The following is a 20,898-nucleotide window of genomic DNA, read 5'->3' as shown; positions in this document are numbered from 1 at the left end:
GCAGAAATATCCTACGCAGGAGACAAAGTTTACGTTGAATCATCAGCCGTTTCAAGAATTGCTATTGATAAAGTGGTAACCGAATTAATTACTTCTGATGTCAGCTACATCTACGATGAGCCTGTTGACTTAATCGTCATTTTAAATGACAGAAATGGAAATCCAATGAAATTAACAAACGTATTGGTATCATTGGACGGCAAAAACCATACTTTAACAACCGACAATGAAGGTAAGGCCACATTACCAATCGATTCATTACCTAGCAATTATGTAGCTGAAATAACATATGCAGGTGATGATGTATATGTAGCATCTTCAGCCGTTTCAAATGTATCAATTGAAAAGGTTGCAACATCATTGTCAACTTCAGATGTTAGATTCATTTACGATGAACCAACAGACCTGATTGTCACATTAACTGACCGCAAAGGAAACGCAATGAAATCAACCAACGTATCAATCACATTAGACGGTAAAAACCACACTTTAACAACCGACAATGAAGGTAAAGTCGCATTGCCGATTGATTCATTGCCTGGCATTTACCTGGCTGAAATAAGCTATGCCGGAGATGACGTGTATGTGGAATCAACTGCAGGTTCACAAATCACAATCGAGAAAATAGAAACCATCATGACTGCAAACAATATCGGCGTCATATACGGTGATGAAGCCAATTTGATTGTTACTTTAAAGGACCGTAAAGGAAATGCAGTTTCCGGAATGGACATTTCAATTGCTTTGGACGGCAAAGATTACCTGCTCACTACAAATGCCAATGGTCAGGTTACTTTGGCTGTCGATTCACTTCCGGGAGATTATCTTGCTGAAATATTGTACACAGGCGATGACGTATATGTATCCTCATCCGTTTCTTCCGACATTTCAATCTATAAGATTGTAACCGGTTTGACTTCAACAGACATCAGCTTCATTTATGATGATCCTGCCAATTTGATTATGACTTTAAAGGATGGCAGGGGAAATCCATTGGCCGATAAGGACATTTCAGTTTCTATTGATGGAGTCAGAAACATGGTGACCACCGCATCCAACGGTCAGGCAGCATTTGCCATTGACGTGCTTCCGGGAAGCTATGTGGCTGAAATATCATTTGCCGGAGATAATGTTTATGTGTCTTCAAATACAAGTTCCAACATCAAAATCGACAAGGTTTCAACCAGCCTCACTGCAAATGACGTTCAATTCATTTATGGAGATTTGACCTATCTTGTTGCCACATTGAAAGACAGGAAAGGAAATGAAGTGGCTGGAAAAGACATTCTGATTACCCTTGATGGAGCAAATCATACAGTAACCACTGATTCCAACGGTCAGGCCAAACTGGCTGTCGATTCACTTCCAGGCAATTACACTGCAAAAATATCATTTGCTGGAGATAAGGTATTTATTGATTCCTCTGCAAGTGCAGATGTCAGTATCGATAAGATTTCAACCATATTAAGCGCAAATGACATCACTGCCATATATGGCAATACCAAAAGCCTTACAGTTATTCTTAAGGATGAAAGGGGTAAATTCTTGGCTGGACAAAACATCACAATCCTTATCAACAACAAGATTTACAAAAGGACAACTGATGAGAACGGCAGGGCAGTGCTCTCAATAAATCTTGCCGTCAAGAAATACACTGCAGTCATTGACCTTAAAGGTGATGCGATTTACAAGCCTTCAACCTACACATCCAAGGTCGTCATCAATAAGGCAACCCCTACACTTACTGCATTATCCAAGATATTTAGCGCCAAATCCAAAACCAAAAAGGTGACTGTAACACTCAAGAACAAAAACAATGCTATTAAGAATGCCCTTGTTAAATTGACAGTCAACAAGAAGACCTACAAGGTCAAAACAAATTCAAAAGGTGTTGCCACATTCAAGGTCAAGCTGACAAAAAGAGGCAAATACAATGCAGTATACAAGTATGCAGGCAATTCAAACTTCAAGTCTGCAACCAAAAAGGTTAAAATAACTTTAATTTAAGCAATATTGTCCCAATGGCAATATTGCCAACATTACTTTTTTTCAAAATTTTCACATTACCATTCCTAAATCAGTGAAAATAACTTGAAAGGAATTGGTGATATATATTCCATCTTAAAAAACAAATTGATTTTCAACATCACTGTCGTTAATGTGAGATATCATTCATTAAATTAATAGTTATGACTTTCAATTTCATTTAATTAATTATATAATTAAGAATTCAATGGCCTTTAGCGAATCATAATTTCCAGTCATTAAGATGCTGGATTGTCATGTTGACATTGAGTGGTGTAAGGCTGGGTCGCTTTTCAAAGAGAAGTGCATGTCCGTCACTGCTCTCTTCATATTCCTTGAACAAATCAGAGACTATCATAATCAAACCATCGCTTGACTGACCATCTTCAAGAGGATAATTGAATATTTCTGCTTTTTCCTCATGAGTATTGTCGATTACATCCTTTTCAAGCATCTTGTGTGAGAGATGAGTGATCTTAACATCTTCACAGTCATAGTTTGAAGGCACATTAAGATTGAATAGGTCAACTCCTTCGGGAAAACCGTCATCGATTATTTTCAAAACAAGGTCATGGAGAACCTTCTTTGTCAATGTGAAATCATAGTCCACATACCATTCTCCGTTTTCATCCTGTTTGAAGGATGTCTTAGGATCCATGAACAGTGACACGGCTATTGCAGGAATTCCAAGGCTTACCGCTTCAAGGGCTGCACAAACAGTTCCGGAAGATGTGATGTCGCAGCTGATGTTTACTCCCTGGTTGATTCCGCAAATGACAAGATCCGGCTTTTCATCCATGACATACTTTGTGCCGACAACCACCGAATCTGCAGGACTTCCTGAAACGGAATGTGCAGGACTTCCGTCATCAAGCTTGCATGATTCGATTTTCAAATGCTTGAATAATGTCAATCTGCGTCCGACACTGCTGTTGTTTTTATCCGGAGCCACAACAGTGACATTTGCCAAATCCTCAACCGCCTGTTTTGCAGCCAAAATACCAGGTGCGAAAACACCGTCATCATTTGAAATTAAAATGTTCATAGCATTACCTAAAAAAGTCTTTAATTAATGTTTTATAATTTTCAGTAAAAATAAGTTTTTGTAAAAATTGGGATTTAGGAAAATCCCAATAAAACTACAATGAATACTGTAGCGTCAGTCAGCAGGTGTGAAATATAAGGAACAAATATGTTTTTTGTTCTAATGTATCCATACATTTCAAATATTGTTCCGAAACCTTGGATTGCAAGTACTGAAGCTAATGTCAGATATGGTGGATAATAGTGAATCAATCCGAAACATATCACGATGATTACTGCAGGAATTACTATTGTTAGCTTCCGGTTGCTTGTGAACTTATAGACAAGCCGCATCAGGAACATCAATGGAATGAACTTAACCAGTTCCTCCCCCATCATGGAAAACAGAAGTCCTATTGTGGTTTCAACTGTAATTCCCATTGATTCTGCACTGCTTTCTATACCTGAAAGGCCTAATACGTCCAGAAAAGAACCCATTAAAATGGAATAAATCATATATCCTATAAACATCAATACTGCAAGGATTATCTCATTGCGTGTAGGCCTTCTAAACATCAGCCCGTAATCCCAATTTGAAAAATACAAAAGCGGAACAAGCATTGTAAGACAAAATGCAAGTCCACCAATAATATCTGAGCTGAATATCCCTCCAAAAATAGTGTAAAATATGAGAGATAATGGAACAGTCAGCAGCAGTATGAACCATCCCACTTTTGATATTCGGGGATTATGGTTGTAGAATGGAAAATCCCTTGTTTCGTCAAATTCCAAAAACTTCATTTGAATGTACCTTAGAATGTGTTGGTCAATTCATTCAACTCTAAAATTACCTGTTCGAATTTAACCCCATATGCATGGTTTTCATCGCCTACGGTTTTTTCAATGGCTCTTTTTGTAAATTCGCCTGCAATTTTTGCAGCTTGGGATGGGGTCTTTCCAATCATGGTTGAACCAACGAAAGAGGATGCAAACACGTCTCCAGTTCCGTGAGACACATAGTCAATCTTGTCATTGTATACGATATCGATTGAATCATTCTCTTTATCCAAAACGATCATTCCAAGTTTACCTTTTTCATTGGTGTCTCCCTTAAGAATTACATATTTACTTGTAAATTCGGCCAGTTCCTTTGCCATGTCAAGCATTTCCTCACGGCTGAATTCCTCTTTCCAAGGCTTGTGCAGTATGAAACATGCTTCGGTTGTGTTTGGAAGTATGAAATCTCCCAATTTGCACAGCTCCCCCATCTTGTCTGCGAATTCCTGGTCAAATCCGTTGTAGAATTCACCATGGTCTGCCATTGCAGGGTCAACGAATACAAGTCCTCCTGGCTTCAGTCTTGAGTCTATGATTTCCTTGATGTAGTCAAGCTGTTCTATTGATGCAATGAATCCTGTATATATGGCATCGAAATATATGCCTTCCTTTTCCCAATGCTTTCGAATTTCAGGTAAATCTTCTGTCAAATCCCTGACTGTGAAGTCTGTAAAACCTGATGTATGAGTTGATAGAACTGCTGAAGGCAGAATAGCAGTTTCTATCCCAAAGGCAGATACGACAGGCAATGCAACAGTGATTGAGCACTGGCCATAGCAGGATATATCCTGAATAGTTAATATTTTTATAGTGTCAGTCATTTTTTCAACCTAAATCTTTTAATTTCTATTATAAATATTATTTTTGTTTTTTAAATAGTTTATCATCAATTTTGTTGGATTTTTTCTTATTTCAATCCATTTAAAATATATATATCACGTGTTATATATAGTTTTTCAGTAATGATTTCTCGATTAAAAAACTTCCTTGCAGTAATTATTAACAAAGGCACAGTAGATGATGGATGTTAATGCCATTTCATTTATATTGGGAGAAACCCATATTGACATTAACGATAGAGATTTTACACTTTATAGTATATGAAACCTCTATTTGGAGTGGGTTTTGGAAATGCTTTGCGGTAATGTCAAATCCTGATTTTTGATTTGAGCGCATCCATGTCAATGCTGCCGTAAATGTCCTCATCCAGCCAATGGCTTTTGCATGCAACATGCTCCAGCAGAACGCATTGAGGAGGAATTGACATGTTCGATGATTTCCATCCTCCGGAAATAAGATTCAAAACGCATGTGATACCTATAATGCCCAATTCATCCATGTCCTCCCTGCGAGCTCCCTTAAATGCTGTCGATTCATGGGAAACTATGTATACTTCAAGCTCAGGATATTGCTTGACAATCTTATAAACATTGCATTTCGGATTGCAGAGCGTGCAGACATCACCCAGGCGGTCCTCTTTTGCCCTGCATTTTTTGCTGTTGGCATTCATGCATCCGGGAAGGATAATGGCTTTTCTTGGCCTTTTTTCAAAATCATTCCTGAATATCCTATTCATTATCTCCGCTCCGAGCATGTTCAAATGGTACTCGAGCTCATGGCCATGGTAGAATATGACGTCTTCCTCCATCAGATGATTGTTTGCGTTGCTTTCAAGATATTCGTTCAAATTTGATGTATATTCCCCAAGATATCTGTGGCTGTTTTTGCAGAACCATTTTGTCAATGTCAGGCAGTCCTCAAGATTGCAGGTGAAGTTTCTGAAATGTGGAATTTGGTCAACGTAATCACCGGTTGCCTCCAAAAAGTTAATCAGCAATTCCAGATTTTCAGGTGTCAACTTTTCATCGTTTTTCTGGAATGGCTTGAAAAGGAACTTTGTCAAAAGCTTTCCTCTTAACTCATCGATGAACTGTTTGTCTTCGGGAAATGCCCTTCTGTATTGTGAAAGGTTTGCCAGTACCTGATGGATGTTGCTGTTGAGGTCAAGGGCTGTTGTTCCGTAGAGATACCAGTACACCCCAATGCATAATGCTTCAAGGGCTTCCTCATCATCCCTAAAGTCGAACCTTCTTGAAAACTCGAGAAATTCATCTCCAAAGTCCCTGACCGTTGCATAATAGCTGTTATTCAATTCATATGGAAACAACATTCAATCCACCCTATTCAGCAGTCTTTCGACATCTTCCTTGTTTTCAAAAAGAACGCAGCCCCCTTCATGCTCAGCCATAAGAATGCCTTCGTCCCTAAGTGACCTGAAGAATTTTGACTCAAGAACATCAATCAATGATGTGTCCTTCACGTTGATGTTTGAATAGGGTGATGCAGGGCACGGTTCAGCCCCTCCATGTGAGTTGATGTGGAAAAATCCACGGCCTGCAGCAAGGCATCCTTCTGATGTCTTCTCATCGCCCGGAAATGACATGAAAAGCATTTCATCATATTCTTTTCTTAGAGTGTTGATTTTCTCAAAAAGAATGTCCCTCTCACGGTCAGTTGGTGCAAGATCTGCATTTTCATTATTCACAGGAACGTATTCTATGAAAAATATTACCTTGCATCCCATATCATGCAAATGGTCGATGAAGTCATTTGAAAGGATTTCTTCCAGATTCCATTTTGTAAATGTTATTGAAGTTCCGAAGATTATGTTGTGTTTTCTCATTTCATCCATTGAACTGACGAGTTTTGAGTATACGCCGTCGCCTCTTCTTGAATCTGTTACCTCTTCATCTCCTTCAATGGAAAATATCGGCACGAGATTTCTGTTTTCGTCAAATAACTTCAAATCATCATCTGCCAACAGGGTTCCATTGGTAAATATCGGGAATAGGATTTCCGGATAATCGCTTGCTTTTAATATTACGTCACGCCTGAGCATAGGTTCGCCGCCGGCAAGAACTATAAAGCTTATTCCCAAATCCTTTGCCTGGCTGAAAACATCATCCCACTCTTCTGCTGTAAGCTGGTCTATTGGCTCTGAATCATTGCATGCATCATGTGCACGTGAATAGCATCCGCTGCAGTGAAGGTTGCATCTGCTTGTAATGCTTGCAATCAAAAATGCAGGAATGTTCTGGCCGTTTTCACTGTATTTTCGCCTTGTTTTTGTGGCATTTTTTGCATGCCTTGAAAACTTCATGAGAAACATTGTTTCCTTTCGGTTTTTCAATGTTGACCTGAATGCATCCTTCATGATGGATTCAACACCTCCGGCCAGATAATCCTGAATGTTGAAAGCGCTCTCCATCTATTTCACCTTCACGCATTCAAGAAGGAATTTTGCATGCTCCTCTGCCTCATAAAAGAAATTGTCAAGACAACTTTGTGGAATGTCATCGTATTTGGCGCACATTTCCAACAGCAGATATATCGGAAAGCTGTAGTATTCCTTTGCCAATAATTTAGGATTGCAGTCGCTTCTGATGATTCCCTTGTCCTTAAGTATTGTAAAGAAATTGTTCCAGAACAATAATGGCTTTACAAGTATCTCATTTTGGAAAAACAGCCTTATTGTTTCATTATGATGCACCTGGATGAATATGAGTTTCCATATCTTGAGGTTGATTTCTTCTGAAAGCATGGTCTTGATTGCCTCTGAGCCCATATGGTAGAACAGTTCAGGGTTTTCAAGCAGAATCTCATTGTCAGCATCCAACAACAAATCCTTGCTGTTGAGCAGTTCATCGTATTTGAAAAGGTCCATGAAGTATTCGAATATGTCCATAAGAATAGCTTCTTTTGATGAGTAATGACTGTATATTGAGCTTTTTTTGATTCCCACTTCATCGGCAATCTCTCTAAGTGAAACTGAATCATATCCCTTTTTTGAAAAGAGATCTAGGGATACATTGAATATTTTTTCTTTAGTGTTCATAATACCTACCTACCGTTCGTTAGGTAATATTATTTAAACAATCATATATAAAATTAACGAAAAAAATAAAAAATGTTATTGGTCTTCCTTTTCTCTAATAAGCTCTTCTAGCCTGTCAAGCTTATCGTTGATTTCCTTAAGCTTGGACCTGTAGTGGTTTATAAGAATTCCGGCTGCCAATGTGGCCGTACCCACACCGGAAAGGAGATATCCTCCCCAAACCAGAAATATCGAATCAATTTTACCGCCCACAGAATTTCCTAAAACGGCATATCCATTACTGGTGAATGAATTTGATACCATCACAAGAGAATCCAAAGGGCTTACCCCTTCAAAAAGTTGGGTTAAAAAGAAACTGATGAATACTAATGTAAACAGCAATAATATTGTGATTCCAAGACCGTTTGATGAAGTGTACTCCCTGAACTTGTCATAATACACTTTGATGAAGTAAATGAATACAGGGATGTGAATCAAATCAAGCAGTCCAACAAGACTGTTTCCAAAAATCAGGAATGTCAGTGACCCGTAAGGAACGAGCAATATTAATAAGATCTTGTTTTTGATGCTGCTTTTGTCAAGTTTGGATGCAACATAAAGTGAAAGAATAATATCATATATGGCAAAATAGAACAGATCTCCGTTAATGAAAACTACAGAATACAGAATGTTAATGAAAAACATTCCCATCAGTATCAGAATGGAAATCTGCCTTAAGGAATGAATCTCCTCTTCAGGGAAATATTCTTTCGGATTCAATAGCCTGTTGTTGCTTTGGCGAATCTTATCCAAAATAACACTAAAGATCAACATGAAAACTATAAATACTATAATTTCAATTAATAATCTGCCAATATGTATATAATCTATTTGCAATTCTAAGCACCTAATTGCATATTTGTTATTATTGATATTAAAAACTAGTTATTTTTTTGCAATTGCACAAATCCAGTCTGCATCATCACCTGTAAAGGAATCCTTGGACTCTTTTACATAACATTCAATTTCACCAAAACCCGCTTTCGCTAGTGAATCCTCCAATTCATCCTGCGAATATATTCTCATCTCAAGAAGCTCTACGATATGCCTTTGGCGTTCATCGGATTCATTTGGAAGTGCTTCATTTGCTATGAATATTTTACCTTTGTCCTTTAAAACCCTTCTGATTTCAATTAAATCGTTTACAAAATCAGGCCAGAAATAAACAGTTTCAAAGGCTGTGACGATATCAAATGTGGCGTCATTGAAAGGAAGGTCTGAAACAGAACCCTGAATGATTTCACATCTCCCATCATCGATTGCAGAACTGTTCAGCTCAGAGGATCTTTCAACGGAAAGCTCTGCATAATCAAGGCCAACGACTAAAGCGTCAGTCATCTCAAGAAACCTTTCCACATTTACTCCGCCGCCGCAGCCGACATCAAGAATAGAATCATTATCTGATATGTCCAGATGGCTTAGGCTCCATCTGGCAAGGCCTTCATGATTGACGTTCATGTTGTCAATCAAGTCATTTCCAAGGTCCCCTTCAGGTCTGCGTGCATTCAAAAGCAGTTCGTCATCAATGTATCTCTCATCGCTCATGTTATCATAACTTCAGATTGTCGACGCCACGGATAAGCTCCATCATATGGGAATCCTTGATGTCCTGAGAATAAAAGCTGTTCTCTTCAAAGTAAATTGCCGGAATTCCATTCTCGTTTAAAGGAATTGTAAGGTAAGGGCCGCTTGTTGTCTGATATGGATTGTAATATGATACGTTTTGTGTGCTCTCGGAGACATTTCTTCCGTAGCTTTCACCTGTACCTCCGTCTACAGGACAAAACACGAATGTGTCATAGGGATATGCCCCTCCATGGGCGTGAACGTCTACAGCGAATTTGTATGAGCCGTTGACGATTGCCGGATAGACATACTTATATGCAAGGTCCTGTCCTTCAGCCCTTCCAGGCTCATCATCAGGATAGAGCTGGCCGTATTGGCTGAAATCCAAATCAACATTGATTATGTAGATATCATAGCAGCAGTTCAGGTTTGCCTGTTGCTGAAGAAGGTTCAGCAGTGTTTTGTGGGTGTCGTTTTCAAGAGGATGAACACCAACGACATAAGCTACCCTTTCACCGTTGGGATTTCCGACATTTCTTATGACCTCAACAGAGCCGGTGGAATCATTTCCAAGAAATTCATGGGTTGTTGTCTGAGTTTCATTCACGGTTGTCTGTGGCTCATGTGCACTCTGGTTGATTGTGACAAAGCCATAAACCGCAACAATAAGTATAATCAGTAAAATAGCAAGATATCTCTTTTTAATCATTTTATCATAAATCCTTTCCTAGTTAAAAGTCAAATAATGTTTTCTGGGTGATTTTCTTGATTTTCAAATCATCGTTTGAATAATATTTGGTGTATAATTCATCGTTGATTTTATTGTAGTCCTTATAATTCAGCAGGTCCTTAAGGCATCTGTATCCCGCATACTTTGAAACTATTATCTTTTCGAAGTTGAATGAATCCCAAACGACAAAATATGCTGAAATTATCCTGTTTTTGCCCAGCCTGCCTTTCAATAACAATAGGTTGTTGTATGTCTCAATAGGAATTCCACCATGGTTTTTCAAATCGTCAGTTTTCCACACGGGATTCAGGTTGATGCATAAAATCTTAAGCACATGCTCCATCATGCCTTTGAAGTTGCCCCTTTCATAGAAATGCTCAACCATCACCTGGCTGTTTACAGCAAACATGTAGTGGTCCTCATCTTCTGTGGCCTTATCGATGTGCCTGTTTATAAAAGCAATTGGAATCTTTTCCTCTTTCTTTCTGAAATTGTCCATATAAAACTCATTGAATTCATTGAAATAATAATACTTATACAGCAATTGCTCAAAAATGCGGATTCTTCTCTTTTTGTTTTTATAGAAGATTTTGGACTTTGAAGAGAGATACTCTTCGCTTCCAAGAAGTCCGCTTTCAATGATCCTTTTCTCAATCTGCTGTCTTTTTCCTGATGCCTTAAGCCCGTTTTTCTTAAGCATCTTTTTGAGGGATTTCGTATTGTATCTCTTGAGCTCAACTGAAGCGTCATTTGCATTGCCCTTGGTTAAGACATATTTGTTTTCAATGAGATATTTTTTAAAATGGACTTCCGATAAATTGTATTTATAGCTAACACTTTTCAAGGCCTCTTCAATGCCTGCATCATTCTTCAAAACCATGTAAATGAAGTCAAATGTATACTGAATCTCTGAAACGTCATAGTCTTTAGGCACCCTATTCGGGTATTTCAGGGAAAGTTTTTGCGATAAATCAATATTAAAATCCATCTTAATCAATATTACTTTATAGATTATAATTTTTATAGTTAATGAAAATTTTTCAAAAAAGTATATTACGATTGAAGTCACAAATATAATAATGTTATATCATTTATTGGATGGAATGTTATGAATTTTGGAAACTTAGTTGGAAATACCCCAATGATAAAAATCGACTATGAGTTTGAAGGAAAGGAAGGCAGCATATATACGAAACTTGAATACTACAACTATTCCGGAAGCATAAAAGACAGAATTGCATTATACATTATCCAAAAGGAAAGGGAAAACGGCAACCTTGCTGAAGGACAATCCATTGTTGAGGTTACAAGCGGAAATACAGGAATTGCTTTCAGCGCCATAGGTGCACTTTTCGGTCATGACGTCCACATATTCATGCCTGATTGGGTGTCTCTTGAGAGAAGAAAGCTCATAGAAATGTATGGGGCGCATGTCCATCTCGTATCAAAAGAGGAAGGGGGATTCAAAAGGGCACTTGAGCTTGCCGAAGAATTCGCAAACAAAACCGGCGCATACAGACCCCTCCAATTTGACAATCCATTCAACGTCGAAGCACAATACAAAACAACAGGTCAGGAAATCCTTGATGCGATTCCGGATGTAAACGCATTCGTTTCAGGCATCGGAACAGGTGGAACATTAATGGGAATCGGAAAAAAGCTTAAGGAAAACAATCCGGATTCCAAAATAATAGCTCTTGAACCTTCCACATTATCAATCCTTAAAATGGGAATGGAAGAGGGAAGCCATCTGATTGAAGGAATAGGAGATGACTTCATTCCGGGAATTGTCGATGAGGACCTAATCGATGACATAGTCCTGATTCATGACTGCGATGCAATCAACATGGCAAAAAGAATAGCCAAGGAATTCGGCCTTGGAATAGGCATTTCAAGCGGAGCAAACTTCCTTGCAAGCGTATTGGTAGACAGTGACGACTTGAAGATCGCCACCGTATTTGCCGATGACAACAAGAAATACATCACTACAAAATTGTCCGAAGAGATTGATGAAGATCCTAAACTTCTTTCAAACAGAATCAAGCTCCTTGGCTTTGAAGTGATTTAATTTTTTTATTTTTAACTACTTTTTTTATTTAATTGTTTTTCTTAATTTCTTAATCAAATTGCTCTGACTTCGTAAAATTGCTGCGAGGCTGTAAAATTGTTCTGAGAGAAACATAGTATTTATCACTACCTATTTGAATAGAATAGATTAATTGATAAAGGATAATGGATATAATGGGATTTGATGATAATATGATGTATTGTTATATCCTAACGCATTGGAACTATGAGGACAGCATGCTTCTTCCGGTTTTTCATGAGAAAAAGTATTCAATGGAAGAATTCGACAAAATCTGTCAGGAAGCCAGGGAGAAATCAATTAGATTGAATCCGTACACTGACACTATTGAATGCACAATATATGATTTGTATCATGCATTAATTGAGGAATATGGATTCAAAAGCCTTAACGATAAGGTATTGTCTTTTAATGTTAATGAGAACATGGTTACTCTTCTAAAAGATGACAACGAGCTCGATATTCTCTTAAATATGAGTCCTTTTTAATTATTATTCTTTTTCTTTTTTGTTCAAAATTTTCTCATAATTTGCTTGCTTTTCTAATTTTCTATTTTAAATGTCAATAATATTAGCTAAATAATAAAAATATATTGGCAATATTTATATACTCCTAAACTTATAGTATTTATTGTAATATCATTATTAAAAAAAGTATTACTGCAATCTGAAATTTATAAAAAAAAGTAATACTAAGTGGATATTACTTTTGAGTTAATAATAAAAAAATTTTTAATGAGGAAAAAAAATGGACACAAAATATATTATCGGTGCAGTGGTTGCCGTTATTGCAATAGTTGCTATAGCTGCAATTGCTTTAGGTGGCGGAAGCACAGAACATGCTGCTAATGAATTAGTGACCTGTGTTGCTGCTCACGGTGAAGAGCCGGAATATGGTTTTGACCCAATGCATGGTTGGGGATATCACGATTCCGGAACTGACCCTCTAATACAAAGTACAATCTTAAAAAGAGACAAAGACAACAATTTCGTGAATGATTTGGCAACAAATTATACAATATCAGACGACTTGAAAACATACACAGTAACCATTCGTGACGATGTTAAATTCACAGACAATACAACATTAACTGCTAAAGATGTAGCATTCTCCTACAACAAAGCTAAAGAATTAGGAGAAGGTGCAGATTTAAGTAACATGAATGATGCTAAAGCGGATGGTGATAAAGTAGTATTCACTCTTAACAAATCCGATTCAACATTCATCAACAAATTGACTGATGTCGGTATTGTTCCAGAAGCAGGTTATAATGAAGAATCATACGGACAAAACCCAATCGGTTCCGGACCTTATAAATTAGCTCAATGGGATAAAGGACAACAGTTCATCCTTGAGAAAAACCCTGACTACTATGGAAAAGAACCATACTTCGAAAAAATAACCAACCTATTCCTTGACTCTGACGCAGCATTTGCAGCAGTCAAAAACGGTGACGTGGACATTGCTGAAGTAGCAGTATCCTATGCAAACGAAACCGTTGACGGCTACCACTTGGAATACTTCGATTCCATTGATGTACGTGGTGTTTCATTACCTGTTCAAATGGATGAAGGAAAAGTTGCAGATGACAATTACACCATCGGTAACAATGTAACTGGTGACCCTGCAGTTAGGGAAGCTTTAAACATTGGTATTAATAGGAGTCAATTAATCGAAGGTGCATTAAACGGATTCGGAAACGCATCATACAACGGTGTAGCAAACCAATTACCATGGTCATTTGACCCAACCTTTGAAGACGGTAAAGTCGATGAAGCTAAACAAATGCTTGAAGATGCAGGTTGGAAAGACACCGATGGTGACGGAATCAGAGAAAACAACGGCACCAAAGCAGCATTTACCGTATACTACAAAGCATCAGCAACCGAAAGACAAGCAATTGCTGTAACTCTTGCTGAACAAGCTAAAGAATTAGGTATTCAAATTGATCCAGTAGGTGCAACCTGGGATGAAATCGACCCTAACATACACAGTCAATCAGTTGTATGGGGTTGGGGTTCAGCAGATCCATATTCACTTGAACACCAATACGACTCAAGAGTAGCTGGTGTAGGATATGACAATGTACAAATGCTCAACGATTCTGCTGTAGATTCCGGCATTGATGCTGCAATGGGTGAAGACCTTAACTCATCATACAGTTCATGGTCCGGCGTATCCCAAGCAGCAAACGCTAACTATCCTTACATTTGGATTGGAACAATGGACTACACCTACTTCGTAAGCGATAACTTAAACATATCCAATAGTACTCACCTCATCTACCCTCACGGTGGAGACATCTGGGGTAACATATACGATTGGACACGTTTAAACGAAACCTCAGATTAAATAAACTAAAAAAAAGATGATTTATCCATATAAATCATTCTTTTTTCCTTTTTTTTCAACGAAATTTATACGAGATGATTAAAATTAACAATAAGAAATTAGCTAAATTTTTTGGATACAAAGCTATTAGATTACTAATTTTATTAATTGTTATTGCCGCAATCAGTTTCATCATGATACAGTTATCTCCAATCGACCCTGTAAAAGCCTATCTTGGACAAAGAATTGTCAGCCAAGAACAGATGGCAATCATAGGAGAATATTGGGGAACAAACCTGTCTTTAGGTGAAAGAGTAATGGGATGGCTTCAGACACTGGCAACCGGAAGCATGGGATTTTCATTAATCTACAGGGTGCCTGTAACTGAAGTAATACTTCAAAAATTCACCGCATCATTTACACTTATGGCAGTTTCCTGGGTAATATCTGCAGTTGTAGGATTTGGACTAGGTGTAATAGCCGGTGCAAAGGAAGGAACTTTAATTGATAAGGCAATTAAAACCTATTGCTACATCTTGCAGTCAACACCAACATTTTGGATAGGATTAGTTCTCCTGATGGTTTTTTCAGTTTATCTAGGGTGGTTCCCTATCGGACTGTCTGTTCCGATTGGACAATTGTCAGATACAGTTACATTCTGGCAGTGGCTGTACCGGCTGATACTGCCTGCAGTAACATTAAGTATTGTTGGAATAGCTTCTCTAACAATGTATACAAGAGACAAACTTATTAGTGTTAAGAAAAGTGATTATTTCTTATTCGCTCAAGCAAGAGGCGAAAGTTTTTGGGGAATAATAAAAAATCACGGAATCAGAAACATTTTGCTTCCAGCAATCACAATCCAGTTCATGTCATTCAATGAACTCTTTGGAGGAACAATCCTTGTAGAACAGGTATTCGCATACCCTGGAATCGGTCAGGCTACAGTAGCTGCAGGATTAAGGTCAGACGTTCCTTTACTGCTGGGAATTGTAATCATATCCGCAATATTCGTATTTGCAGGAAACCTTATTGCCGATATAATCTATGAATATGTAGACCCAAGAATAAGGAGTGAGGACGATGAGTGAAATGCCATGGTACAATAGAGGCCTGTTCTCCAGCCTGAACTTGAGGCAGAAGACACTTTTGACAATTGCACTTACAGGATGCGTGCTGTTAGTTATCTTCATTTGCGGAACATTAATCGATGCAAATCTTCCTACAGACTTTACCATAAAAATGCAGGCTCCTTCATTTTCACATCCTTTCGGTACAGATTGGATGGGAAGGGACATGTTCATAAGAACAATTAAGGGTTTAAGCTTAAGTATCATGATTGGTATAGGAGCTTCCGTAATTTCAAGCATAATAGCTACCCTTCTGGCATTTTTAGCAAGCGTAAACAAAGCATACGATGAATTCGTATCATGGTTAATTGACCTGTTTGCATCAATACCTCATATCCTGCTGATTATGATGATATCCATCGCATTAGGTAAAGGGGCATTCGGAGTAATAATGGCAGTGGCATTTTCCCACTGGGTAAACCTTACAAGGGTGCTTAGGGCGGAAGTGCTGCAGATTAACACATCCGAATATGTGAACTTATCCAGAAGATTCGGAAAAAGCAAGTTATGGATTGCCAAAAATCACATATTGCCTTTGGTACTGTCCCAGATATTTGTAGGAACATTGCTGGTATTCCCTCATGCAATCATGCACGAATCAAGCGTTACCTTCCTAGGATTCGGCCTCTCACCTCACGAACCGGCAATCGGTATTATCCTATCCGAATCAATGTCCTATCTTGCAATGGGCGCATGGTGGTTGGCATTCTTCCCAGGATTGGCATTATTGATAGTCGTATTGCTGTTTGATATTATTGGAGAAAACTTAAAAAGATTATTTGATCCTTCACAGGCAAATAACTAGGATTTTGGTGATATTATGGCAAATTTATTAGACGTGAACAATTTATCAATATCCTTTACACAGTATGTTCAAGGATTAAACAGACATGATTCCAAGGTAATATCAGATTTGACAATTGACATCAATGAAAGCGAAATCGTAGCGGTATTGGGTTCAAGCGGTTCAGGTAAAAGTCTTCTAGCCCATTCCATATTGGGGATTTTGCCTTATAATGCTAATGTAACCGGCGAACTTAAATACAAGGGAAATGTCCTTGACCAGGAACTGAAGGAAAAGTTAAGGGGCAAGGAAATCTGTCTGATACCGCAGTCAGTTAATTTCCTCGACCCCCTGATGAAAGTGGGCGAACAGGCAATTGGCGAATGCAAAGACGAAAACGAACACGACGAAAAGCAAAAAAGACAAAGGGAAATATTCGAAAGATATGGGTTGGATGAAAGCGTGGATGACCTGTATCCTTTTGAGCTGTCTGGAGGAATGGCAAGAAAGGTATTGCTGTCCACCGCCTTGATTGGCGATCCGGACCTGCTGATTGCTGATGAACCGACACCCGGTCTTGATGCAAAAAGCGTTGAAGAGACAATCGAGGACATCAGAAATCTGAAAAATCATGGAAAAGGAGTTTTGCTTATTACACACGAGATTGATGTAGCATTAAAAACCGCCGATAGGGTTGCGATATTCTATTCAGGTTACGTTATTGAAATCAACCATGTTGAAAACTTCAAAAATGCCGACAACCTATTGCATCCATATACAAAAGCATTAATTGATGCACTTCCTAGAAACGGCTTCAAACTGAAAGAAGGCGTTCAGCCATTAGAGGAAGTTCATGGATGCCCATATTATGAAAACTGCCCTATACGTCTGGACAAATGTGAAAACAACATCCCTAAGCTGGAAGAACATGACGGCATTATGATTAGATGCTTTAATTTTAAGGAGGGAAATGATGAATCTTAAAGCTGAAAATATTACATTTGCATACAACAAGAAAAGGCAGATATTAAAAGACGTTTCATTAACACTTCCCAGCGATAAAATTATCGGTTTAATCGGAGACAGCGGCAGTGGTAAAAGCACATTATGCAAAATTATGGCGGGTTTTATCAGCCATTATTCCGGAAATGTCACTATAGACGGCAACAAAATTCCCGATAAGGATTACTATCCTGTTCAATTGATTTTCCAACATCCTGAAAAGACCATGAACCCTAAATGGAAAATGGAAAAGGTATTGAACGAATCATGGACTCCTACTCAGGATTTGAAGGATACATTTGGTCTTAAGGACAATTGGCTTACACGCTGGCCAAGCGAACTTTCCGGTGGAGAACTTCAACGTTTCAGTATATTGAGAGCTTTAAATCCTAAAACAAAATTCATTATAGCAGACGAAATTTCCACAATGCTTGATGCAGTAACACAGGTGCAAATCTGGGAAGCACTAATCAAGCACTGTAGAGCAAACAATATAGGCATATTGGCGGTAAGCCATGACCCTGAACTGCTTGAAGTAGTCTGCGATGACATTCTGTACTTCAAGGACATCAACAAGCTTTGAAATATACTCTTTTTTTCTTTTTTTGATTAAATATCATAACTTTATATGTTTTTTTGACAGATATTAAAATATAAGAGAATTATTCTTTATTTAAATCATTTTCAAAAATTAAGTTTTGTTAAAGAATATGGTGTTGAAATGAAAGAGAGATTGGACAAGTATCTGGTAACCAACAATTACACCAGCTCAAGAAACAAGTCAAAGGAACTGATCAAGTCAGGAAACGTCAAGGTAAATGAGAAAATCATCACCAAATGCAGCTACAATGTTGGAAGTAAAGACAGGATAGAAATAATCGATAAAGATTCATTAAGATATGTATCAAGAGCAGGATTGAAGCTTGAAGGTGCAATAGAATCATTCGGCATTGACCTTAAAGGCAAAAATGTCATGGACATAGGCTCATCAACAGGAGGGTTCACCGACTGCAGCCTTCAGCATGGTGCTGAAAGAGTTGTTTCAATTGATGTGGGAACTGACTTGATGGCAGACTCCTTAAGAAACGATGAAAGGGTTGAGCTCTATGAACAACTGAATTTCAAGGATGCGCCGAGCGAACTGTTTACTGACATTGACATTATCGTTTCTGATGTTTCATTCATATCCCTAAAGCACATCATTGACAGGATAGCGTTGGAAGATGAGAATTTCGAACTTGTATTTCTAATAAAACCCCAATTCGAGTGCGGAATGGAGATTGCCAAGAAGTATAAGGGAATAATCCTCGATATGGAAGTCCATAAGGACGTCATTTTTGATGTAATTGACTATTTCAGAGAAAAAGATTACCACATTGTCGATTTGGACGTCTCAAAGATACATGGAAAAAACGGAAACATAGAATATCTCGGCCATTTCAAAAGAAATGGCGAACCATCAAACATCAATGTTGAGGATACTGTAAACAAGGCATTCGAATGCCAATCTAAAAATTAAAAAAAAAGGAAAAACGATTATTCAATCATTTTTCTGACTTCATTCATGTTCAATTCAATGAATTCCTTATATTTTGGATTTGCCAAAATCTTATATTGTTTTTTGCCGCTTTTATCGTATGCCTCGGCCATGATTGCCTGAAGGTCATCGATGTCGCTGTTTAAAACAAGATCCAATTTCCTTTTCTTGCCATCATCCATCTTTCCTAAAAAGCTTTCGACCTTGGATTCGAACTTTGAAACAAGATTGGTTTTCTTTTTAGCAAATCTTTCAAGCAGAAACGGAGGAGTTAACGTGAACATCTTTTCATATTCCTTAACGTCCGCATAAGTAAGTTGATTATCGCTCATAAGTATCACCCATTAGAATTTATAATGTATCTTGTGCAATTTGTACAGACATACTGAACTGCTTGAAGGGAATGCGTAAATCATCTCGTCAAGCTCTTCAAGTGTTATTTTCTGGTTAATGATGAATGCAAACATGTTTGCCACGTTTTCAGCATCGGCAGCATATATCTCTGCACCTACAATCTGCAGGGACTTATCGACAATTACCTTTGCCTCAGCTGTCAGGTCATTTTTAAGCTCAAGTGAGTATGACCTTCCGTATCTGATTGTGTGAACATCATATTCATCGTTTTTCTCACCGACATATGCAGGAACTCCGACTGTTGCAATCCTTGGAATTGTATATGCTACTGCAGGAACTACAGGATACTTAATCTCATCTGCTTCGCCCAGTATCTCCTTTGCAAGATATTTGGAGTGGTGTATTGCAACTGTCACTAGCTTTGCGATTCCAGTATCTGCAACATCACCTGAAGCATATATGTTGGGCACGTCGGTCTGCAGGTGTCCGTTGACCTTTATTCCGGCTTGTGTGTAGGTCAAGCCAACGTTTTCAAGGCCAATGCCATCGACGTTTGCTGTTCTTCCCATTGCAGCTATCACATAGTCACCGGTCAATTCCAGTCCGCTTTCACATCTGACTGTGAATGCATTTTCATATGCCCTGTTGTCTACTTTTGCTTCAGGGTCTCTTAAATCCTCATCGGCATTCATTCCCTGAACCACATTAAGGACTTTCTCTTCAGGGTTTTCGATTTCAACATCAGATGTGATTTCTGCTACTGTCTGATTAAAATGGAAGTTGATGCCCTTTTCTGTTAATATTTCTATTACGTTCTGGACATATGGCTGGTGGAAGTACTTCAATGCCATGTTTCCCCTTATGATTACATCGGCAGTAAGTCCGGCTTCCGCAAGTATTGAAGCGAATTCCATTCCTACAAACCCTGCACCTATGATTATTGCGTGCTTTGGAAGCTCTGCAATGTCTAAAAAGTCTGTGCTGTCATGGAGATATTCCTTTCCTTTGATGTCTGGAATGACAGGTTTCAGTCCTGTGCAGATTACAATCTTATCTGTTGTGAATGTCTTTTCGCCGACTTTCACAGTGTGCTCGTCAACGATTACCCCTTTGCCGTGGGCAACATCCAAATCGTATTCGTCGAACTTGCCGTCGAGAAATATTGACATTCCAGCAATTCTTTTCTGTTTGTACTTCATCAGTGCAGGCCAGTCGACTTCAAAGTCTCCCTTTTTGCCGACTCCTTCGAAGTTATCGGCCAATGCCTTGATCTCGTAGGGAGCATCAAGAAGTGCCTTTGAGTTGCATCCTCGGTTTGCGCAGACCCCTCCGTAAAGGCTTTCCTCAACAATGAGTATTTTGAGTCCTGCCTTTCTTAGGAATCTTCCTCCCTGCCAGGCGGAATTTCCGCTTCCAATATAAATCACATCATAATCCATAATTAATCACTTAGTTTAGATTTGTTTAATATTGTATTTAATAGTATTTGATGAAATAATTAATCTAGTTAGATAGGATTGGACGATTACTCGTCCGCACCCTCTTTGGAACCGTACGTG

General features: G+C 38.4%; 21 protein-coding genes. 9 read left to right on the top strand and 12 right to left on the bottom strand.

From position 1 onward, the window contains the following. On the top strand, positions 1–2,007 hold a 2,007-nt coding region (locus tag Q0W26_RS07120; protein WP_298523592.1), incomplete at its 5' end, for a hypothetical protein. Between the two features lie 241 nt (positions 2,008–2,248). Here Q0W26_RS07120 and surE read toward each other — a convergent pair. The 10 genes from surE to Q0W26_RS07070 all read right to left on the bottom strand — a co-directional run bounded on the left by surE (position 2,249) and on the right by Q0W26_RS07070 (position 11,103). Then, a complete protein-coding gene (gene surE / locus Q0W26_RS07115; RefSeq protein ID WP_298523591.1) occupies positions 2,249–3,070 on the bottom strand; it encodes a 5'/3'-nucleotidase SurE in 822 nt (273 codons plus the stop codon). 74 nt (positions 3,071–3,144) lie between these two features. Next, complete coding sequence (locus Q0W26_RS07110; RefSeq protein ID WP_298523590.1) at positions 3,145–3,849, bottom strand: type II CAAX prenyl endopeptidase Rce1 family protein; 705 nt, start codon at positions 3,847–3,849, stop codon at positions 3,145–3,147. An 11-nt stretch (positions 3,850–3,860) separates the two neighbouring features. Then, entirely contained in the window at positions 3,861–4,706 is an 846-nt protein-coding gene (locus Q0W26_RS07105; protein WP_298523589.1) for a pyridoxamine kinase, read from the bottom strand. Between the two features lie 326 nt (positions 4,707–5,032). Next, positions 5,033–6,055 carry a DUF116 domain-containing protein gene (locus tag Q0W26_RS07100; RefSeq protein WP_298523588.1) on the bottom strand — a complete coding sequence of 341 codons (1,023 nt, stop codon included), beginning with the start codon at positions 6,053–6,055 and terminating at the stop codon, positions 5,033–5,035. Continuing rightward, complete coding sequence (locus Q0W26_RS07095) at positions 6,056–7,153, bottom strand: radical SAM protein (RefSeq protein ID WP_298523587.1); 1,098 nt, start codon at positions 7,151–7,153, stop codon at positions 6,056–6,058. Further along, on the bottom strand, positions 7,154–7,780 hold the full coding sequence (locus tag Q0W26_RS07090) for a TetR/AcrR family transcriptional regulator (RefSeq protein ID WP_298523586.1): 627 nt from the start codon (positions 7,778–7,780) through the stop codon (positions 7,154–7,156). A 75-nt stretch (positions 7,781–7,855) separates the two neighbouring features. Further along, positions 7,856–8,593: a hypothetical protein gene (locus Q0W26_RS07085; RefSeq protein WP_298523585.1), complete on the bottom strand. Its 738-nt coding sequence runs from the start codon at positions 8,591–8,593 to the stop codon at positions 7,856–7,858. Positions 8,594–8,704: 111 nt separating this feature from the next. After that, the gene (locus Q0W26_RS07080; protein ID WP_298523584.1) at positions 8,705–9,364 is read right to left on the bottom strand and encodes a class I SAM-dependent methyltransferase; all 660 of its coding nucleotides are present in this window, start codon (positions 9,362–9,364) and stop codon (positions 8,705–8,707) included. Positions 9,365–9,368: 4 nt separating this feature from the next. Further along, positions 9,369–10,094 (bottom strand): hypothetical protein, encoded by a 726-nt coding sequence (locus Q0W26_RS07075; protein WP_298523583.1) that lies wholly within the window; start codon positions 10,092–10,094, stop codon positions 9,369–9,371. Between the two features lie 22 nt (positions 10,095–10,116). Next, on the bottom strand, positions 10,117–11,103 hold the full coding sequence (locus Q0W26_RS07070) for an SAP domain-containing protein (protein ID WP_298523582.1): 987 nt from the start codon (positions 11,101–11,103) through the stop codon (positions 10,117–10,119). 120 nt (positions 11,104–11,223) lie between these two features. Here Q0W26_RS07070 and Q0W26_RS07065 point away from each other — a divergent pair, with 120 nt between their 5' ends. The 8 genes from Q0W26_RS07065 (at position 11,224) to Q0W26_RS07030 (ending at position 18,967) form a co-directional block, all read left to right on the top strand. Next, a complete protein-coding gene (locus Q0W26_RS07065; protein ID WP_298523581.1) occupies positions 11,224–12,183 on the top strand; it encodes a PLP-dependent cysteine synthase family protein in 960 nt (319 codons plus the stop codon). 191 nt (positions 12,184–12,374) lie between these two features. Beyond that, positions 12,375–12,689, top strand: coding sequence for a hypothetical protein (locus Q0W26_RS07060; protein ID WP_298523580.1), 315 nt, complete (start codon positions 12,375–12,377; stop codon positions 12,687–12,689). Between the two features lie 259 nt (positions 12,690–12,948). Then, positions 12,949–14,553 carry an ABC transporter substrate-binding protein gene (locus Q0W26_RS07055; protein WP_298523579.1) on the top strand — a complete coding sequence of 535 codons (1,605 nt, stop codon included), beginning with the start codon at positions 12,949–12,951 and terminating at the stop codon, positions 14,551–14,553. Between the two features lie 74 nt (positions 14,554–14,627). Beyond that, positions 14,628–15,623, top strand: a complete 996-nt coding sequence (locus Q0W26_RS07050; RefSeq protein ID WP_298523578.1) for an ABC transporter permease — start codon at positions 14,628–14,630, stop codon at positions 15,621–15,623. Between the two features lies 1 nt (position 15,624). After that, positions 15,625–16,467 carry an ABC transporter permease gene (locus Q0W26_RS07045; protein ID WP_298523593.1) on the top strand — a complete coding sequence of 281 codons (843 nt, stop codon included), beginning with the start codon at positions 15,625–15,627 and terminating at the stop codon, positions 16,465–16,467. Positions 16,468–16,482: 15 nt separating this feature from the next. Further along, positions 16,483–17,430: an ABC transporter ATP-binding protein gene (locus Q0W26_RS07040; RefSeq protein ID WP_298523577.1), complete on the top strand. Its 948-nt coding sequence runs from the start codon at positions 16,483–16,485 to the stop codon at positions 17,428–17,430. Next, a complete protein-coding gene (locus Q0W26_RS07035; RefSeq protein WP_298523576.1) occupies positions 17,420–18,031 on the top strand; it encodes an ABC transporter ATP-binding protein in 612 nt (203 codons plus the stop codon). Before Q0W26_RS07040 ends, Q0W26_RS07035 begins: the two co-directional genes overlap by 11 nt. Positions 18,032–18,169: 138 nt before the next feature. Continuing rightward, positions 18,170–18,967 (top strand): TlyA family RNA methyltransferase, encoded by a 798-nt coding sequence (locus Q0W26_RS07030; protein ID WP_298523575.1) that lies wholly within the window; start codon positions 18,170–18,172, stop codon positions 18,965–18,967. Positions 18,968–18,984: 17 nt separating this feature from the next. On the opposite strand, the gene Q0W26_RS07025 is transcribed toward Q0W26_RS07030, so the two are convergent. Together Q0W26_RS07025 and Q0W26_RS07020 are read right to left on the bottom strand one after the other, a co-directional pair. Beyond that, entirely contained in the window at positions 18,985–19,317 is a 333-nt protein-coding gene (locus tag Q0W26_RS07025; RefSeq protein WP_298523574.1) for a hypothetical protein, read from the bottom strand. Positions 19,318–19,329: 12 nt separating this feature from the next. Then, complete coding sequence (locus Q0W26_RS07020; protein WP_298523573.1) at positions 19,330–20,778, bottom strand: NAD(P)/FAD-dependent oxidoreductase; 1,449 nt, start codon at positions 20,776–20,778, stop codon at positions 19,330–19,332. Positions 20,779–20,898 lie beyond the last annotated feature (120 nt).

The organism is uncultured Methanobrevibacter sp. (assembly GCF_947169325.1).
Lineage (GTDB): Archaea > Methanobacteriota > Methanobacteria > Methanobacteriales > Methanobacteriaceae > Methanocatella.
The sequence above is the reverse complement of the archived record's forward strand: the minus strand, read 5'-3'. Positions and strand labels throughout refer to the sequence as shown.

Bases quoted from the DNA above. Each gene is read 5' to 3' on its own strand.
- surE (WP_298523591.1), bottom strand. From the start codon at position 3,070: ATGAACATTTTAATTTCAAATGATGACGGTGTTTTCGCACCTGGTATT.
- Q0W26_RS07110 (WP_298523590.1), bottom strand. From the start codon at position 3,849: ATGAAGTTTTTGGAATTTGACGAAACAAGGGATTTTCCATTCTACAAC.
- Q0W26_RS07105 (WP_298523589.1), bottom strand. From the start codon at position 4,706: ATGACTGACACTATAAAAATATTAACTATTCAGGATATATCCTGCTAT.
- Q0W26_RS07100 (WP_298523588.1), bottom strand. From the start codon at position 6,055: ATGTTGTTTCCATATGAATTGAATAACAGCTATTATGCAACGGTCAGG.
- Q0W26_RS07095 (WP_298523587.1), bottom strand. From the start codon at position 7,153: ATGGAGAGCGCTTTCAACATTCAGGATTATCTGGCCGGAGGTGTTGAA.
- Q0W26_RS07090 (WP_298523586.1), bottom strand. From the start codon at position 7,780: ATGAACACTAAAGAAAAAATATTCAATGTATCCCTAGATCTCTTTTCA.
- Q0W26_RS07085 (WP_298523585.1), bottom strand. From the start codon at position 8,593: ATGTTGATCTTTAGTGTTATTTTGGATAAGATTCGCCAAAGCAACAAC.
- Q0W26_RS07080 (WP_298523584.1), bottom strand. From the start codon at position 9,364: ATGAGCGATGAGAGATACATTGATGACGAACTGCTTTTGAATGCACGC.
- Q0W26_RS07075 (WP_298523583.1), bottom strand. From the start codon at position 10,094: ATGATTAAAAAGAGATATCTTGCTATTTTACTGATTATACTTATTGTT.
- Q0W26_RS07070 (WP_298523582.1), bottom strand. From the start codon at position 11,103: ATGGATTTTAATATTGATTTATCGCAAAAACTTTCCCTGAAATACCCG.
- Q0W26_RS07065 (WP_298523581.1), top strand. From the start codon at position 11,224: ATGAATTTTGGAAACTTAGTTGGAAATACCCCAATGATAAAAATCGAC.
- Q0W26_RS07060 (WP_298523580.1), top strand. From the start codon at position 12,375: ATGATGTATTGTTATATCCTAACGCATTGGAACTATGAGGACAGCATG.
- Q0W26_RS07055 (WP_298523579.1), top strand. From the start codon at position 12,949: ATGGACACAAAATATATTATCGGTGCAGTGGTTGCCGTTATTGCAATA.
- Q0W26_RS07050 (WP_298523578.1), top strand. From the start codon at position 14,628: ATGATTAAAATTAACAATAAGAAATTAGCTAAATTTTTTGGATACAAA.
- Q0W26_RS07045 (WP_298523593.1), top strand. From the start codon at position 15,625: ATGCCATGGTACAATAGAGGCCTGTTCTCCAGCCTGAACTTGAGGCAG.
- Q0W26_RS07040 (WP_298523577.1), top strand. From the start codon at position 16,483: ATGGCAAATTTATTAGACGTGAACAATTTATCAATATCCTTTACACAG.
- Q0W26_RS07035 (WP_298523576.1), top strand. From the start codon at position 17,420: ATGAATCTTAAAGCTGAAAATATTACATTTGCATACAACAAGAAAAGG.
- Q0W26_RS07030 (WP_298523575.1), top strand. From the start codon at position 18,170: ATGAAAGAGAGATTGGACAAGTATCTGGTAACCAACAATTACACCAGC.
- Q0W26_RS07025 (WP_298523574.1), bottom strand. From the start codon at position 19,317: ATGAGCGATAATCAACTTACTTATGCGGACGTTAAGGAATATGAAAAG.
- Q0W26_RS07020 (WP_298523573.1), bottom strand. From the start codon at position 20,778: ATGGATTATGATGTGATTTATATTGGAAGCGGAAATTCCGCCTGGCAG.